Origin of the sequence: Kitasatospora sp. A2-31, from assembly GCF_022288725.1 — a bacterium.
Classification (GTDB): Bacteria; Actinomycetota; Actinomycetes; order Streptomycetales; family Streptomycetaceae; genus Kitasatospora.
Genome location: NZ_JAKNTA010000005.1, coordinates 487935 through 503561, shown reverse-complemented (window position 1 = coordinate 503561; position 15627 = coordinate 487935). Strand labels below are relative to the sequence as shown.

The 15627-nt window shown below is 76.1% G+C and carries 12 protein-coding genes; 6 read left to right on the top strand and 6 right to left on the bottom strand.

Annotation, left to right across the window (positions count from 1 at the left end; translation table 11 throughout):
• Positions 1–301 precede the first annotated feature (301 nt).
• From MCM47_RS17065 to MCM47_RS17055, 3 genes are all read left to right on the top strand, one after another.
• Positions 302–2131: a long-chain fatty acid--CoA ligase gene (locus MCM47_RS17065; protein ID WP_238862470.1), complete on the top strand. Its 1830-nt coding sequence runs from the start codon at positions 302–304 to the stop codon at positions 2129–2131.
• Positions 2132–2487: 356 nt separating this feature from the next.
• Positions 2488–3606, top strand: coding sequence for a polysaccharide deacetylase family protein (locus MCM47_RS17060; protein ID WP_238862469.1), 1119 nt, complete (start codon positions 2488–2490; stop codon positions 3604–3606).
• Between the two features lie 428 nt (positions 3607–4034).
• A complete protein-coding gene (locus tag MCM47_RS17055; RefSeq protein ID WP_238862468.1) occupies positions 4035–4919 on the top strand; it encodes a nitroreductase/quinone reductase family protein in 885 nt (294 codons plus the stop codon).
• Positions 4920–5134: 215 nt separating this feature from the next.
• Here MCM47_RS17055 and MCM47_RS17050 read toward each other — a convergent pair whose 3' ends face one another.
• From MCM47_RS17050 to MCM47_RS17040, 3 genes are all read right to left on the bottom strand, one after another.
• Positions 5135–5935 (bottom strand): SGNH/GDSL hydrolase family protein, encoded by an 801-nt coding sequence (locus MCM47_RS17050; RefSeq protein ID WP_238862467.1) that lies wholly within the window; start codon positions 5933–5935, stop codon positions 5135–5137.
• A gap of 392 nt (positions 5936–6327) precedes the next feature.
• Positions 6328–6978, bottom strand: coding sequence for an NUDIX domain-containing protein (locus MCM47_RS17045; RefSeq protein ID WP_238862466.1), 651 nt, complete (start codon positions 6976–6978; stop codon positions 6328–6330).
• 206 nt (positions 6979–7184) lie between these two features.
• Entirely contained in the window at positions 7185–8096 is a 912-nt protein-coding gene (locus MCM47_RS17040; RefSeq protein ID WP_238862465.1) for a hypothetical protein, read from the bottom strand.
• Between the two features lie 639 nt (positions 8097–8735).
• On the opposite strand from MCM47_RS17040, the gene MCM47_RS17035 reads away from it, so the two are divergent.
• Positions 8736–9905, top strand: a complete 1170-nt coding sequence (locus tag MCM47_RS17035; RefSeq protein WP_238862464.1) for an exonuclease SbcCD subunit D — start codon at positions 8736–8738, stop codon at positions 9903–9905.
• The gene (locus MCM47_RS17030; RefSeq protein WP_238862463.1) at positions 9902–12949 is read left to right on the top strand and encodes an AAA family ATPase; all 3048 of its coding nucleotides are present in this window, start codon (positions 9902–9904) and stop codon (positions 12947–12949) included. The genes MCM47_RS17035 and MCM47_RS17030 overlap by 4 nt, the downstream gene beginning before the upstream one ends.
• Before the next feature lie 270 nt (positions 12950–13219).
• Here the strand turns inward: MCM47_RS17030 and MCM47_RS17025 are convergent, their stop codons facing one another.
• On the bottom strand, positions 13220–13450 hold the full coding sequence (locus tag MCM47_RS17025) for a hypothetical protein (RefSeq protein WP_238862462.1): 231 nt from the start codon (positions 13448–13450) through the stop codon (positions 13220–13222).
• Between the two features lie 143 nt (positions 13451–13593).
• Here MCM47_RS17025 and MCM47_RS17020 point away from each other — a divergent pair, with 143 nt between their 5' ends.
• Positions 13594–14202 (top strand): DUF1990 family protein, encoded by a 609-nt coding sequence (locus MCM47_RS17020; RefSeq protein ID WP_238862461.1) that lies wholly within the window; start codon positions 13594–13596, stop codon positions 14200–14202.
• A gap of 81 nt (positions 14203–14283) precedes the next feature.
• Here MCM47_RS17020 and MCM47_RS17015 read toward each other — a convergent pair whose 3' ends face one another.
• On the bottom strand, positions 14284–14721 hold the full coding sequence (locus MCM47_RS17015) for a YjbQ family protein (protein WP_238862460.1): 438 nt from the start codon (positions 14719–14721) through the stop codon (positions 14284–14286).
• 260 nt (positions 14722–14981) lie between these two features.
• Positions 14982–15248 carry a hypothetical protein gene (locus MCM47_RS17010; RefSeq protein WP_238862459.1) on the bottom strand — a complete coding sequence of 89 codons (267 nt, stop codon included), beginning with the start codon at positions 15246–15248 and terminating at the stop codon, positions 14982–14984.
• Between the last annotated feature and the right edge of the window lie 379 nt (positions 15249–15627).

Below are 15627 nucleotides of genomic sequence, written 5' to 3'. Positions count from 1 at the left end.
TACTACGCCCTGACCACTCGTTCGAGGGTCGAACCCGTCCTCTCCCCCACCCCGCCGCGATCATGTCCGGATCGTCCCCGACGTCCCGGAATGGCCCCCTCGTCCGATCCACCCGCACCACGCCGCCACGGCACTCGCCCGACGGGCACGTGCCGATCTCGTCGCGTCACGGTCACAACCCTGGGCAGTGACAGAGCTATCCGATAGTTTCGCTCCACCTGCCCGACCGGTCGGGGCGCCACCGATCCGGACGCCCGCACGGGCCCGGCAGGCCGGGGCCGCGAACGCGATCGGGGGTACAGTGCGCGAGTTCACCTCCCCCGCACCGGCCGGCCCCCCGGCCCGGGGCGGACTGGCCGACTCGCTCTACGACACCGCCGAACGCTCCCCCGGTCTGGTCCAGCTGGCCCGCCGGTCCGGCAGCGGCGAGGAGTGGCAGGAGGTCACCGCGGGCGCCTTCCGGGACGAGGTGATGGCGCTCGCCAAGGGCTTGCTCACCCGGGGCGTCCGGTACGGCGACCGGGTCGCGCTGATGTCCCGGACCCGCTACGAGTGGACGCTGTTCGACTACGCCCTCTGGTCCGTCGGCGCCATCCCCGTCCCGGTCTACCCCACGGCCTCGGCCGAGCAGGTCCGCTGGATCCTGGCCGAGACCCAGGCGGTGGCCTGCCTGGTCGAGGACGAGGACCACGCCATGACGGTCGGCGCCGTCTGCGACGCACTTCCCGAACTCACCGGCATCTGGCAGCTGGACCGGGGCTGCATCGCCGCGATCACCGAGGACGGCCGCGGAGTCCCCGACTCGCTCGTGCACCGCCAGCGGCTCGGAGTCACCGCCGAGAACGTCGCCACCGTCGTCTACACCTCCGGCACCACCGGCCGGCCGAAGGGCTGCCTGCTCACCCACGGCCACCTGGCCACCGCGGCCGACGCCCTGCTGGACGGCTGGGGCGACGTCTTCCGGGACACCGGCGGCCCCCAACCCTCCACCCTGCTCTTCCTCCCGCTCGCGCACGTCTACGGCCGGATGGTGCAGGTCGCAGCGGTGCGCGGCGGCTTCCGGATCGGCCACGTCGCCGAGGTCTCCACCGACTCCCTGCTGCCCGCGTTCGCCTCCTACCGGCCGACCTTCCTGCACATGGTCCCGTACGTCCTCGACAAGGTCTTCAACCAGGCCCGGCGGGCCGCCGAGGAAGCCGGGCGCGGCGAACTCTTCGAGCAGGCCCGCCAGGTGGCCGTGGAGTGGGCGACCGCCCGCGAGCAACGCGCCCTCGGCCGCGGCCCCGGCCCGGGCCCCAAGCTGCGGCTGCGCCACCTCGCCTACGAGCGGACGGTGTACCAGCGGCTGCGCGCCGTCCTCGGCGGCCGGGTCCGCGGGATGATGTGCGGCGGCTCCTCGCTGGGCCGGGAGTTGGGCCTCTTCTTCACCGGCATCGGTGTCGAGCTGTACGAGGGCTACGGCCTGACCGAGACGTCCGCCGCGATCACCGCCAACCCGGCGGGGCGGCAGAAGCTGGGCACGGTGGGGCGGCCGGTGCCCGGCGCCACCGTGGCGATCGCCGACGACGGCGAGGTCTGGGTGCGCGGTGCCGGCGTCTTCGGCGGGTACCTCAACCACCCGCGCTGCACGGCGGAATCGCTCTTCGACGGCTGGTTCGGCACCGGCGACCTGGGCAGCCTCGACGAGGACGGCTACCTGACCATCACCGGCCGCAAGAAGGACCTCATCGTCACCAGCAGCGGCAAGAACCTCGCGCCGACCGCCCTGGAGGATCGGGTCCAGGCGCACCCGCTGGTCTCCCAGTGCCTGGTCGTCGGCGACGACCGCCCGTACGTGGCCGCGTTGATCACGCTGGACCCGGCGGCCCTGGCGCACTGGTTGAAGACGCACGGCCGGGGTCAGTTGGACCCGTGGGCGGCGCTCTCCGACGAGGAGCTGCACGCGGAGATCCAGCGGGCGGTCGCAGCCGCCAACACCGCCGTCTCACGGGCCGAGTCGATCCGGGCGTTCCGGCTGCTGCCGCGGGAGTTCGGCGTGGACCAGGGCCTGCTCACGCCCTCCCTGAAGCTGCGGCGATCGGCCATCGTGGCGCACTACGAGCAGGACATCGAGGAGCTGTACGCGCCCTGACGGGGAGGTCGCGAGGCGGCCAGTCGCCATGCCCCTGACGCTCCGTCGTGTCGCCTCGGGGGTAGCGCACTTGGGTCCGCGGTGCGGTTCCGTTCCGTGCGCGCTTCATTCGCCGTTCCCTTGACGATCCGAGTGGTCCAGTCCATTGTTTTGCCTCGGCCGAGTGCGGCACGCCGACGGCTCCCACCCCTCGGGGAGCGTTCCACCCCGTTCCACGCGCCCTTCCCAGGGGCGCGCCCACACCCCCCACTCCCCCACGCAGGAGTCCTCACGTGCCCACGTCTTCACGCCCGTCCACGTCTTCCGGTCCGTCCACGACTTCGGACCCGGCTGCGCCGGCTCGTCGGCGCGCCCCGGTGCGGTTCTCCGCACTGGCGGCGGGCGCGCTGCTCGCCGTCTGCGGCCTGGCCGCGCCCGCCTCCGCCGGCCCGGCGCCCACCGCCACTGCCTCCGTCGTCAATCTGGCCACCAACCCGGGGTTCGAGATCCCCGCCTCCTCGCTGGCGGACTGGGGCAGCATCCCCGGCTGGCGTTGCACCGGCGGCCCCACCGAGGCGACCGTCACGGCCACGGCCCCGCACTCCGGTGGGAGCGCCCTCGTCGTGACCCCGGCGAGCGACGACTCCAACGGCGAGTGCGCCCAGACCGTCTCCGTCCGGCCCGACACCACGTACACCGCCTCGGCCTGGGTCCGCGGCACCTACGTCTACCTGGGCGCCACCGGCACCGGCCGGGACGTCGCGCCCGCCTGGACCGCGAGCACGGACGGCGGCTGGCAGCAGCTCACCACCCGCTTCACCACCGGTCCGGACGCCCGCACCGTCCGGCTGTACGTCCACGGCTGGTACCAGCAGGGCCCGTTCGCCGTCGACGACGTCCGGGTGGACGGTCCGGCTCCGACACCCGCGACCGGTGCCGGCTCGGTGCCGACGGGCGACCGGGTCGTCTTCCTCACCGTCGACGACGGCTGGCAGCGCACCCCCGAGGCGGAGAGGTTCATCGCCGACCACAGGCTGCCGATCACCGCCTTCCCGCTGCCGATGCCGGCCGCCGCCGACCCCGGCTTCTTCCGCCGGGTCACCGCCGTCCCCGGCTCCTCCGTCCAGGACCACAGCGTCTCCCACCAGGACCTCTCCAGGCTCCCGCTCGCCGAGCAGCAGGTCGAGATCTGCGACGCCCGGGACTCGCTGACCCGCCTGTTCGGCGCCGCTCCGACGGTCTTCCGCCCGCCGTACTTCGCCTGGAACGCCGACACCCTCCAGGCCGCCGCCAACTGCGGCATCCGCACCGTCCTGACCGCGAACGCCGACTTCAGCTGGGGCGCCTCCAACGTCTGGCACGAGGGCACCCTGTCGCCCGGCGACGTCGTCCTGCTGCACTGGACCGACACCCTCGCCGCCGATCTCCAGCGGGCCCTCTCCGCCGCGGAGGCGGCCGGCCTCCAGCCGGCCGGCCTGGCCTCCTACCTGCACTGACCCGCCCGGGGCGGCTCCGCCGGTCCCGGGGGGATCGGCGGAGCCGCCGCGTCGGGCCTGCCGGTCGTCGTTCCCGGGGGGACGACGACCCGGGGGATCCGGCTCGTTGACACGGCGCGGGCCGGGTGGCTCTAATGAGGGCGTGCAGCGCGGCGTCGGCCAAAGAGAACTGGGCCGGCCGACGGCCGAGCGAGCACCTTCACAGAGGGACGATGCGCGATGAGCACTCACTCCGCTCCCCTGATCTGACCTCAGCGGCCGCCGCGGCGCTCCCTGCGCCGGTGCGCATGACCGGCCGCCGAGCACCCTGCCGCTCACCCGTACGCGCCGTCAGCTCTCGGCGCGGTCACGGCTGCGCAGCGGCCGGGCACTCGCGCAGCGCCGCCGGCGGCCCTCCCATCCCCCTGTTTCGGAGAACCCACAGGCGTATGCCCATGTCTTTCAATCAAGCGGTCATCGAGGAGTTCCGCGCCAACGGCGGGAAGGTCGGCGGCCCGTTCGAGGGCGGCGATCTCCTGCTGCTCACCACCACCGGCGCACGGTCCGGCCGCGAGCACACCGTGCCGCTCGGCTACGTCCGGGCGGAGGGGCTGCTGCTGGTCGTCGCCTCGGCGGCCGGAGCGCCGGAGCACCCCCAGTGGTACCGCAACCTGCTCGCCCACCCGGTGGTGCGGGTGGAGCTCGGGACGGAGGTGTTCGCATCCGTCGCCGTCCCGGCCGAGGGCGCGCGCCGCGACCGGCTGTTCGAAGCCGTGGTCCGGGTCGCCCCCGGCTACGGCGACTACCAGGCGCACAGCGAACGAGTGCTGCCGGTGGTGGCGCTGGAGCAGGCCGTCGCCGAGGCCGAGCCGCGCGCGGTGGCCGACCTCGCCGACAAGGTGGTGCAGGTCCACACCTGGCTGCGCGCGCAGTTGCGGCACGTGCGGGAGGAGACGGAGGCGCACTTCGCCTCCGGGGCGGCGGGCGACGGACGCCCGCCCGGGCTCGGATTCCAGGTGCGGCAGCACTGTCTCGCGTTCTGCGAGGGTCTGACGCACCACCACACCGGCGAGGACTCCGCGATCTTCCCCGCTCTGGCCCGGAGCCATCCGGAGCTGCGTCCGGCCCTGGAACGCCTGGGCGAACAGCACCGGGAGGTGGGGCGGATCAGGGACCGGCTGGTGGCGCTGCTCTCCGGGATCGGCGTGGCCGATCCGGCGCGGTTCCGCGCCGAGCTGGCGTTGATGTCGGCCGAGCTGGAGGCGCACCTCGACCAGGAGGAGGCCGAACTGCTGCCCGTCCTCGCCGGCATCCCGTTCCCGCCGAGGCGCTGAGAGGGGTGAAGTGTCGAGGCGTTGAGGAGGTGAAGGGCTGAGGCACCGAGGAGGGGGGAAGGGCTGAGGCGGTGAGGCAGAACCCTCGGCGCGGGTCCTGCGGGGCGCGTCCGGGATCTCCTCCTGCGGGTCGCGACGCCGGGCCCCGCCCGCCTCGTCGTCGAGGCGGGCGGCGCCCGGCGGTTGTGCGGGGGCCGGCCGGGGCCGGCACCCCGTCAGACCTGTGCCGAGAAGACCGGGAGGTAGCCGCCCGAGTGGCCGGAGGCCTTCGGGTGGTAGCTCTCCTCGATCGGGAACGTGGTGCTGTTCAGCCAGGTCGTGGCGGAACCGCAGATCTCGTGCTCGGTGAAGATGTTTCTGACGTCGCCGAAGGCGAAGCCCGCGTTGGCGGCGCGCTTGGCGATCACGCCGTCGAGGACGTCGGCAGCGCTGTTGATGGCCTTGCGCTTGGTGTCGCCGATGCCGAAGATGCAGCTGCCGCCGATCTTGTAGAGGTGGGGGTAGCCGAGCACGACCACGCGGGCGTTGGGGGCCTTGGCGTGGATCGCCGCGTAGACCTGGTCGAGCTTGCCGGGCAGGGTGTCGTTGGCGTAGGCCTTCGCCGCCTCGACCGCGTTGATGCAGGCGCTGTCCGAGTCCAGCACGCAGGTCTGCATGGTGCTCGCGAAGCCGGCGTCGTTGCCGCCGACGCTGATGCTGACCAGCGTGGTGGAGGAGTTGAGGACCGAGAGCTGGTTGTTGATCACGTCGTCGGTGCGCGCGCCGGAGCAGGCGGCGAACGCGAAGGACGACGGCGCGTGGGCGTTCTTCCAGAGGTAGGCGTAGGCGTTGGTGCTCCGCTTGCAGCTCCCGCTCTCGGCGGTGTAGCTGCCGGCGCCGAGACCGGAGGCGTAGGAGTCCCCCAGGGCGGCGTAGTTGACGCCGGCTGCGCTCGCGGAGCCGGCGGTGGAGAGGGTCGTGAGGGTGAGGAGAGCCGTGAGGGCGGCAACGGACATGGCACGGGTGGGGCGCGGCATGACACCTCCAGGGAGTGACGTGAGTCACAGATTTGATACCAGGCAGTAGGTATCGCGGGAAGTGCTCATGCCAGGGCAATTGACGGTCCGTCCGGCAACCGTGGAGTGAACTTCCTTGCAGGCGCGGTGAAGTGCGCTGGTCACGCCGCGGCGGTGCGCTCGGCGCGGGCCCCACGGCTCACCCGTTCGGCGGTCCGCCCTGCGGGTCGCCGAACGGCCGGGCGCCGGGATGTCGCCGTGAAGGGCCCCGTGAAGGGCCCCGTGAAGGGCCCCGTGAAGGATGGCGGGAAGGCTGCCGGGAACGGCAGGCCGCCGGGTTCGGGCGGGGGCAGCAGCAGGCCGATCCCCCCGCCACGGCATCGGTCGCCGGTCGGGCGGAAGCCGACTCCCGGTCAGTCCCCGGCGGGGTGGGCGGCACTCGCGCCGGTGGGGCTCGCGTCCGCGCCGGGGAACACCTCGCAGCCCTCCACCGGGAGCTCCTCGATCGCCTCGTTGGCCGCCGCCGGCACACCGAGCCACCGGACGGCGGTCGCCACCGCCACCCGGGCCTGCCGCAGGCCGGGCGCGCCCCAGCCGAGCAGCTCGACCGCGAGGCCGGGTGCGACCAGCAGCCGCCGGTAGTGCCGGCCCGAGGCCGGGTCGGGCGCGCTCGGCCCGACCGCGCGCAGGACGGCGGCCATGCGCACCCGGGCGCACTCGTGCCCGTTGTTGGCCGACCCCACCCGGTCGTAGAGGTAGCCGAGGTAGTGGGGCGTGCCGATCGACGCCTGGGCCTCCTCGGCCGCCTCACGGGCCAGTGCGGCACCGGGGTCGCCGCCGTCCTCCGGTTCCAGCGAGCCGCCGGGGAGGGAGACGATGCCGTCCCTGGGGTTGACCAGGGTCAGCACCCGACCGTCGGGCGCGAACAGCCAACCCCACGACTGCTTCACCGGCAGCCCGGCGGGCACGGGCTCGCCGGGTCGCCAAGGCCAGCCCGCGGTGGGACGCCGGCGCACCTTGCCGAGCAGCTCGGCGATCTCGGCGCTGTACTCGATCCGGCTCATGCGTCCCCCCTCTCGGTGTCGGGCTCGCCGGACCGGCGGTGCGCGGGGAGGGCCTGCGGTGCACGGTTCGGGGCGGAGCGGCAGGAGCGCCGGCTGGGGGGCCGTACGCTCCTACCTGTTGATCTTCCCCGAAATCTTCCCCGAACAGGCGGTCGATGAACAGTCCCCAGCGCCGCTTGGTGGACACCCGGCCGCGAGTTGCCTGGTCAGACCAGGGGCCCACCGCCCTCCCGGTCCGGGCCTTCGGCCCCCGGCGGGGCGGGGTCCGACGGCCCGGCGGAGGGCCCCCGGCCGGACCGCGGCGACCGGACCGGCGGAGGGTCGGGGAGGGCGAATCCCGGCAGCGGCACCGCGCCCGGAGGGTGGGGCAGGCCACGGCCGACGTCGTCGTCGAGCGCGTCGAAGACCTCCTGGGCGGTCATCGGTCGCAGTCGGCCCCGCCCGAGGGCCCAGCCCCGGATCACCTGGCCGCCGGGCGCGGCCGGGTCCCCGTGCAGCAGCAGCGCACCCTCACCACCGGCGGCCGCCCCCGCCGCCAGCGTGACGCAGAAGGCCTCGACGTCCCGGCCCTCGCCGAACGGGCGGCCGCCCGCGACCCGGACGTCCGCCGCCGCGGTGAGCTCCTCGCCGTCCTCCGGGCCGTGGCAGCGCAGCGTGAACAGGTGGCGGCCCTCGCCCGCGCCGTCGGTCAGCGTCAGCCAGACCGCCGCCACGTACGTCATCACGGCCACCAGCCGCGGCTGTCCGAGCGGGCCGTCGCCGACCGCCGCCACCAGCGCGCCGCCGGCCACGGTGATCCGCACCCGGGCCCGGTGGTCGTCCAGCAGGACGGGCAGCAGGTCGGTCAGCCGCTCCCCGGCGTAGACGAACGGCTCCCCCGCCAGCTCCGGATCCGCCGCGTAGGCGACGCGCCCCGCGGCGCCCGCGGGATCGAACCCGAAGGCCTCGCAGTAGTCCTCGAAGTCGGGCGGGTCGAGCACCCGCAGGTGCACCTCCAGCCCCGCCGCCCGCAACGCCCTGAGCTGGGACTCCGTCCGCCGCAGGTACTCCCGGAAGCCGAGCGCGCCGAACAGGCCGTGCCGGGCCAGGCCGTCGAAGTCGGCCGCACGGACGGCCACCCCGAGCGCCACCGGCTGCGGCGGCGGCGCCCCGCGCGCCCGACCCCGCGGGCGCGGACGGCCGCCGGGCCCGCCCGGCATCCGGAAGCCGCTCCACCCGCCGCCCGGCGGGCCGCCCGAGGGCCCGCCCGCGGGGCCGCCACCGGGCGGCCCGCCGGCGCGGGGCCGACGGGAGGCGAGCCGGACCCCCGGGCGCGGCGCCGCCGCCCGCGCACCGGCGCCCTCCGCGGCAGCGGCGCCGGCACCCGCCCCCGCCGCGGCCGCCCGACCCGCACGAACCCGCGACAACACCTGCTTGAACTGCACGGACATACACCCTCCCGTCAAGTCGTGGCCGGCCCGCTCCGCTCCGAGGCCCGAGACCTCCCGGGCCGCACCGGCGATCGCGACCGTACACACCGTCACTGACAATCCACCCCGGGTCACCGCCGGCGGAGCCGCCCGCGCGGCCGACCGGGCCGTCGACGCGCCCGAGCCCCGAGCCCCGCACCGCACCGCACCGCACCGACGGCAGGAGCGTGCACACCGTCACCGGCCAGTCGCCGCGTGACGGAACGCACCCCCGGCCGCGCACCCCCGGGGCGCCCGGGCCCGTTGTTCCGGCCGCGTTGTCAGTGCCGGGCGTTAGGGTCGGTGACCATGCGGCTGCTGCATACCTCCGACTGGCACCTCGGGCGCTCCTTCCACCGGGAGAGCCTCCACGACGCCCAGCGCGCCTTCCTCGACCACCTGGTGGCGGTGGTCGAGTCCGAGCGCGTGGACGCCGTGCTGGTCGCCGGCGACGTCTACGACCGGGCGCTGCCGGGCCTGGACGCGGTCGCGCTCTTCGACGACGTGCTGCACCGGCTGGCCGCGCTCGGCGTGCCGACGGTGTTCATCAGCGGCAACCACGACTCGGCCCGCCGGCTCGGCGTGGGCGCCGGCCTGATCGGCCGGGCCGGGATCCACCTGCGGACCGACCCGGGCGAGTGCGCGGCGCCCATCCTGCTCGCCGACGAGCACGGGCCGGTCGCCGTCTACGGGCTGCCCTACCTGGAGCCGACGCTGGTCCGCGAGCGGTTCGGGCTGGAACGGGGCGGCCACGCGGCCGTCCTCGGCGCGGCGATGGACCGGGTCCGGGCCGACCTCGCGGCCCGCCCCGCGGGTACCCGCGCGGTGGTCCTGGCCCACGCCTTCGTCACCGGCGGCGCGCCCAGCGACAGCGAGCGGGACATCGCCGTCGGCGGCGTCGCCGCGGTGCCCGCGGCGGTCTTCGACGGAGTGCACTACGCGGCGCTCGGCCACCTGCACGGCTGCCAGACGCTCGCCCCGCACCTGCGCTACAGCGGCTCGCCGCTCGCCTACTCCTTCTCCGAGGCCCGGCAGCGCAAGACGATGTGGCTGGTCGACCTCGCCGCCGACGGCACGGTCGCCGCCGAGCGGGTCGACTGCCCGCAGCCGCGCCCGCTCGCCTGTCTGCGCGGCCGGCTCGACGAGCTGCTCACCGGCGAGGAGTACGCGGCGCACGAGCGGTCCTGGGTGCAGGCGACGCTGACCGACCCGGTCCGCCCGGGCGAGCCGATGGAGCAGTTGCGCCGCCGCTTCCCGCACACCCTGCAGCTGCTCTTCGACCCGGAGGAAAGCCCGGCGGTGCCGTCGCAGTCGTACGCGGCCCGGGTCAGCGGCCGCGCCGACCTGGAGATCGCCGAGGGCTTCCTGCGGCACGTCCGCCCCGGAGCCGAGCCGGACCCGGACGAGCTGGACTGGCTGCGCGAGGGCTTCGAGACCGTCCGGCAGACCGGCGACCGGAAGGCGGACCTGCCCCGATGAGGCTCCACCGGCTCACCGTCACCGCGTTCGGTCCGTTCGCGGGCTCCGAGACGGTCGACTTCGACGCGCTCGCCGCCGGCGGCCTGTTCCTCCTGCGCGGCGCCACCGGCGCGGGCAAGAGCAGCGTGCTGGACGCCGTCTGCTTCGCCCTGTACGGCGAGACCCCCGGCACCCGCCGGGCCAACCGGCTGCGCAGCGACCACGCCGACCCGCGGCGGCTCACCGAGGTCCGGCTGGAGCTGACGCTCGGCGGGCGGCGGCTGGAGATCACCCGGCTCCCGGAGCAGCTGCGGCCGAAGAAGGTCGGCAAGGGGACGACCGTCGAGCGGGCCCAGACCCTGCTCCGCGAGTGGTCCGCGGACAGCGGCGACGGCACGCCGGGCTGGCGGGCGGTCAGCAAGTCGCACCAGGAGGCCGGCGAGGAGATCCACCGGCTGATCGGGATGAGCCGGGACCAGTTCTGCCAGGTCGTGCTGCTCCCGCAGGGCGACTTCGCGCGCTTCCTGAAGGGCGACTCGGAGGAGCGCGGCAAGCTGCTGCGGCGGCTGTTCGACACCGAGCGGTTCCAGCACGTCGAGTCCTGGCTCGCCGAGCAGCGCCGGGCCCAGGAGGCCGCGGTCCAGGCCGGGCGGCGCAGGCTGCGGGACTTGGCGAGCAAGGCCGAGCAGGCGGCCGGCCCGCAGGCCGAGCCGGCCGCCGCCTGGGTGCCGGCGGAGGACGAGCCGGCGCACGGCGCCGCCGATCTCACCGACGGCGTGCTCGGTTGGGCCGCGATCCTGCGCAGCGGCGCCGCCGAGCAGCTGGCCGTCGCCGACGCCGCGCTGTCCGGTGCGGAGGCCGAGCACCGGCGGGCCCAGCAGGCCGTGGCCGACGCCGAGGAGCTGGCCGGCCTCCAGCGCCGCCACCAGGCGGCGGCGCAGGAGGCGGCCCGGCTCGCCGAGGCCGGCCCGGCCATGGAGCGCGACCGGCTCCGGCTGGCCGAGGCGCAGTCCGCCGTCGGCGTGGAGGCGGTGCTGCACCTGCGGACGGCCGCCGCCGACGCGCACCGCGAGGCGCACGAGGAGGAGCGCCGCCGGCGGGCCGCGCTGGCCAGCGCTCCCGGCGAGGGCCCGCTGCTGGCCCGCGCGGAGACCGCGGAGCTGACCGCGGCCGAGCAGCGGCTGCGGGCCGCGGCGGTCCGGCTGGAGGCGGCCCAGGCCGAGGAGCGCCGGTGCGGGGAGCTGGTCCGCGAGCAGGAATCGCTCGACGGGGAGCGCCGCCGGGCCGAGGAGCTGGCCGAGGAGGCGGCCGACTGGCTGGCCGACTTCGACGACCGGCTGGCCGCGCTCCAGGAGGAGCAGACGGCCGCCCGCGCGGCCGGCGCCCTGGTCGAGCAGCTGGACGCCCGGCGGGCCGAGGTGACGGAGCGGCTGGAAGCCGCCCGCCGCCGGGACGGCCTGCGTGCGGAGATCGCGGCCGCCGAGCCGCGCGCGCTCGCGCTGCGCGCCGAGGCGCTGGACGCCCGCAAGCACAGCCAGGACGTGCGCGAGCGCCGGCTCACCGGCATGGCCGCCGAACTTGCGGCCCAGCTGCGGGCCGGCGAGGCGTGCCGGGTCTGCGGTTCGCCCGAGCACCCGGAGCCGGCCCTCCCCTCCGACGACCAGGTCGGCGCGGAGGACGAGGAACGCGCCCTGGCCGCCCAGGCCGCGGCCGAGCAGCGGGCCGGGGCCGCCGAGCGCGAGCTGGCCGACCTGCAGGTCCGCGAGGCCGCCGCCGCGGGTGCGGCCGGCCCGGAGAGCGCGGAGGCGCTGGCCGCGGCGCTCGCCGAGGCGGAGCGGGAGCGCCGGGAGGCGCTGCGCGTCGCGGAGGGGTTGGGGGCGGCCACCCGGCGGATCGAGCGGCTGGCGCAGGAGCAGGCCCGCCGGCTCGCCGCGGTGCGCGACGCCGGCGAGCGCACGGCCGTGCTGACCGACCGGATCCAGCTGCTCGCCGCCGAGCGGGAGGAGCTGACCAGGCGGGTCGCCGAAGCCCGCGACGGCGCCCCCTCGGTGGCCGCACGCGCCACGGGCCTGGTCCGCCTCGCCGACGGCGTCGCCGCGCTCGCCGCGGCCGCCCGCGCCGGTGCGGACGCGGCCCGGCGGCTGAAGGAGGCCGATGACGAGCTGGCCCGCACGGCGGCGGACGCCGGGTTCCCGAGCCCGGCGGAGGCCGCGGCCGTCCTGCTCCCCCGGGAGCAGCGCGAGCGGTTGGAGGGTCGGCTGGCGCGGTACCGCTCGGAGCTGGCGGCGGTCGAGCGGCTGCTCGCCGAGCCGGGTCTGGCCGCGGCGGCGGCCGGCCCGCCGGCCGACGTGCCCGGTGCCCGGAGCCGGCTCCGGACGGCGGTCGACCGCCTGCGCGGGGCACACGCCGCGCAGCAGGTGGCGCGCGAACGCTGCGCGGCGCTCGCCGGGATCGGCCGGGAGCTGGCCGAGCTGGCGGCGTCGCTGGCGCCGACCCTGGCGCGGTACGGCCGGATCAACCGGCTCGCCGCGCTGGCCGCCGGGACGTCGGCGGAGAACCGGCTCCGGATGCGCCTGGAGTCGTACGTGCTGGCGGCACGGCTGGAGCAGGTTGCGGCGGCGGCCAGCGACCGCCTGGTGCGGATGTCGGGCGGCCGGTACACGCTCGTCCACAGCGACGACCGGGGCAGCGGCAACAGACGCTCGGGGCTGGCGCTGCGCGTGGTGGACGCCTGGACCGGTACCGAGCGGGACACCGCGACGCTCTCCGGCGGCGAGAGCTTCTTCGCCTCGCTCGCCCTGGCCCTGGGGCTGGCCGACGTGGTCACGGACGAGGCCGGCGGCATGCCGCTCGACACGCTCTTCATCGACGAGGGCTTCGGCACGCTGGACGAGCACACGCTGGAGGAGGTCATGGACGTCCTCGACGGCCTGCGGGAGCGGGACCGCGCGGTCGGCATCGTCAGCCACGTCGCCGACCTGCGGAGCCGGATCCCGGCGCAGCTGCTGGTCCGCAAGGGCCGGCACGGCTCCACGCTCGCCCTGGCCGGGCGGGAGGACGCCTGACGCGCCGGGACCGCCGGGCGGTGCTGACGGGGCGGGAGAGCCGCGGCAGCGCACGGAGAACGGGGAGGGCGCCCGAGGCCCCCGGACGGGACGGCGTCCGAGGGCCTGGCGGGGCCCGGGCCGGGCCCGGGCCCGTCACGCGTCAGCCGGTCGCGGGTGATCGGCCGGCCGGCGGGTGGTCGCGGGGTGGAACGGGTACACGGCCGAAGGCTCGGTCGGCGGGTCGGCGGGTCGGCAGGACCGGGCGGTCGAGCGGACGGGGACCGGCGGTCAGCCGGAGCAGGCGATCCGCTGGGCCTGCTGCCAGGCACAGACGGGGCAGAGGGTGCTGCCCGGGTGGTCGGCGGGCAGTTCGGTGGGCTCGCCGCAGAGCACGCAGTCGGCACGTGGACCGGTCGGGTCGGGGTCGCGGGCCGGCGCCGCCACCGCGGCCTCGGCCGCGTCGGGGCCGAGGGCGCAGATCGCGCCGTCGTCGCCGGTCTCCGCTGCCGCTTCGCTCATGACGCCTTCCTACTCCGCCGCCCGGCCGGAATCAAGGCTCGCCCGTACCCGCGGCCGACGCCCGGCAGGCCCCCGGGCCGCCGCCCGGCGGCGGCCCGGCACCCCGGCGCCGGCCGGGCGTCGGCCGCGGGTACGGTGGCCGGGTGTCCGCCACCCTGCTCCGACGCCTCACCGCCGCCCGGGCCGCCGCCCCCAACTACCCCGAGGTGGGCGCCACCCTGGACGCCCGGCTCCCCGCCGGGTACGCGCACCTGCGGCGGCGCGTCCACCTCGGACACGGGCCCGAGGTGCTGGAGCGGGCCGGCCGGTACGTCCTCGGCTGGGGCTGCCAGCTCGGCACCGGCTTCGCCGTCCACCCCTACGCCCCGGCCGAGGAGGGCGCGACCGTCCTGCTGCGGCTGGCCCTGCCCCGACTGCGCCGGCCCCGGCTGGTGATCCCCTGCCGGGTGGTGTGGACGGTGGACGAGCCGGACCGGATCGGTTTCGGGTACGGGACGCTGCCCGGCCACCCGGAGTGCGGCGAGGAGGCGTTCCTGGTCAGCATGGACGCCGACGGCGAGGTCTGGTTCGAGGTGACGGCCTTCGCCCGGCTCGCCGCCTGGTACGCGCGGCTCGGCCGCCCGGTGTCGGTGCTCTGCCAGTACCTGGCGATCGAGGGCTATCTCACCGCGGTGGCCGCAGCCGTCGCGGGCGGCGGCGCCGCCCCTACTGCCCCTGCGGCCGGCGCCCGCGCTGCCGACGGTCACGCGTAGGAAGGCGGCGCGGGGACGGCGGCGCAGGGACGGCGGCGCAGGGACGGCGGCGCAGGGAGGGAGTCGTGTCCGGCCGCCGGATCAACCGAGGAATGACAGCCGGACCGTCCTGCGCGGGTTGTCCCCGTTGGTGTCGACCAGGACCACCGACTGCCAGACGCCGAGAGCGAGTTGGCCGCCGATCACCGGCAGCGTGGCGTGCGGCGCCACCAGGCCGGGGAGGACGTGGTCGCGGCCGTGGCCGGGGCTGCCGTGCCGGTGGCGCCAGCGGTCGTCGGCGGGCAGGAGCTCGCGGAGGGTGGCGAGGAGGTCGTCGTCGCTGCCCGAACCGGTCTCCAGGACGGCGATGCCGGCCGTGGCGTGCGGCACGAAGACGTTGAGCAGCCCGTCGCGCCCGGCGGCCCGTTCGTCGAGGAACGCGGCGCACCGGTCGGTGATGTCGAGTGCCACCTCGTGGCTGCCCGTGGTGATCTCGAACGTGGTGGAGTGGAAGGGGGTGGAGTGGATGTTGTCCGCCATGGGCTCATCCTCGCCCAGCCGCGGTGGCTCTCCGTCCCGGCTCGCCGACTCTCCTTGCCAAGGAGGCAAGGTGTCGTAGGCTGAGAGGTTCAGACCTTCCCGGGCCCGAGCCGTTCCGGCCCGCTCCGCGGCAGCCGCACGTCAGCGCTGGACCGTCCTCCCGTGGCGCCGGTGGCACGGGTCCGGGTACGCCGAAGACCCGAGGGGCCGTTGAGGCCCGTCGGGTCGGATGCCGCTCGTCGCGGCGGCGCCGGCCGGTCTCAGCCGCGGCCGCCGAAGAGGCTCCGGCGCAGCCGGCGCAGCGGCGCCAGCAGCGACACCCGCACGTGGCGGCGCGGCGCGGTCGGGGCACCGGCGCCGCGCGGCGTCAGCTCCCTTATCAGCCCGAGCGCCTCGGCGGTGTCCACCGCCGGGAGTGCGGGCGCGCCGAGCACAGCCAGGTGTCGCTCGATCCGGCGGCCGGTCGCGCCGACGCCGCACTGGACCGCCGGCACGCGGGGCCGAGTCCGCACTTGCATGTGTTCCATCAGTATTCCCACCCCTACGAGGCGCCAGGGCCGTGAGGCGAAGACTATCCGTGACAGACGGCCTTCGCGCAACCGTCCTGGTGTGCTGCCACCGTACCGTGCGGCGTCAACTGACGACGCACCAGGGGCCACCCGTCCGGTCACGACTAGGCATCAATGATGGTGCACGACCCGCCGCCCGTCACCGGAGCGACGGAGGCACCGGCCCGGCGCCTGCCCGAGAGGCACGCGCCGGGCGTACAGGGTCACCGACAGTCATGGCACACAGTCCCCGGGCGGGCGGCGCAGCAGACGAGCGCCGGGCGCACCCCGAGCACGGGGCCGCTACGCGCTGCGACCGCGTGCTCGCTCGACCGCCAGCCCCGCTCGCGGCGTCACG

Coding starts and splice junctions, on each gene's coding strand:
- MCM47_RS17025 (WP_238862462.1), bottom strand. CDS start 13,450: ATGAGCGAAGCGGCAGCGGAGACCGGCGACGACGGCGCGATCTGCGCC.
- MCM47_RS17015 (WP_238862460.1), bottom strand. CDS start 14,721: ATGGCGGACAACATCCACTCCACCCCCTTCCACTCCACCACGTTCGAG.
- MCM47_RS17050 (WP_238862467.1), bottom strand. CDS start 5,935: ATGCCGCGCCCCACCCGTGCCATGTCCGTTGCCGCCCTCACGGCTCTC.
- MCM47_RS17010 (WP_238862459.1), bottom strand. CDS start 15,248: ATGGAACACATGCAAGTGCGGACTCGGCCCCGCGTGCCGGCGGTCCAG.
- MCM47_RS17055 (WP_238862468.1), top strand. CDS start 4,035: ATGCCCATGTCTTTCAATCAAGCGGTCATCGAGGAGTTCCGCGCCAAC.
- MCM47_RS17035 (WP_238862464.1), top strand. CDS start 8,736: ATGCGGCTGCTGCATACCTCCGACTGGCACCTCGGGCGCTCCTTCCAC.
- MCM47_RS17045 (WP_238862466.1), bottom strand. CDS start 6,978: ATGAGCCGGATCGAGTACAGCGCCGAGATCGCCGAGCTGCTCGGCAAG.
- MCM47_RS17030 (WP_238862463.1), top strand. CDS start 9,902: ATGAGGCTCCACCGGCTCACCGTCACCGCGTTCGGTCCGTTCGCGGGC.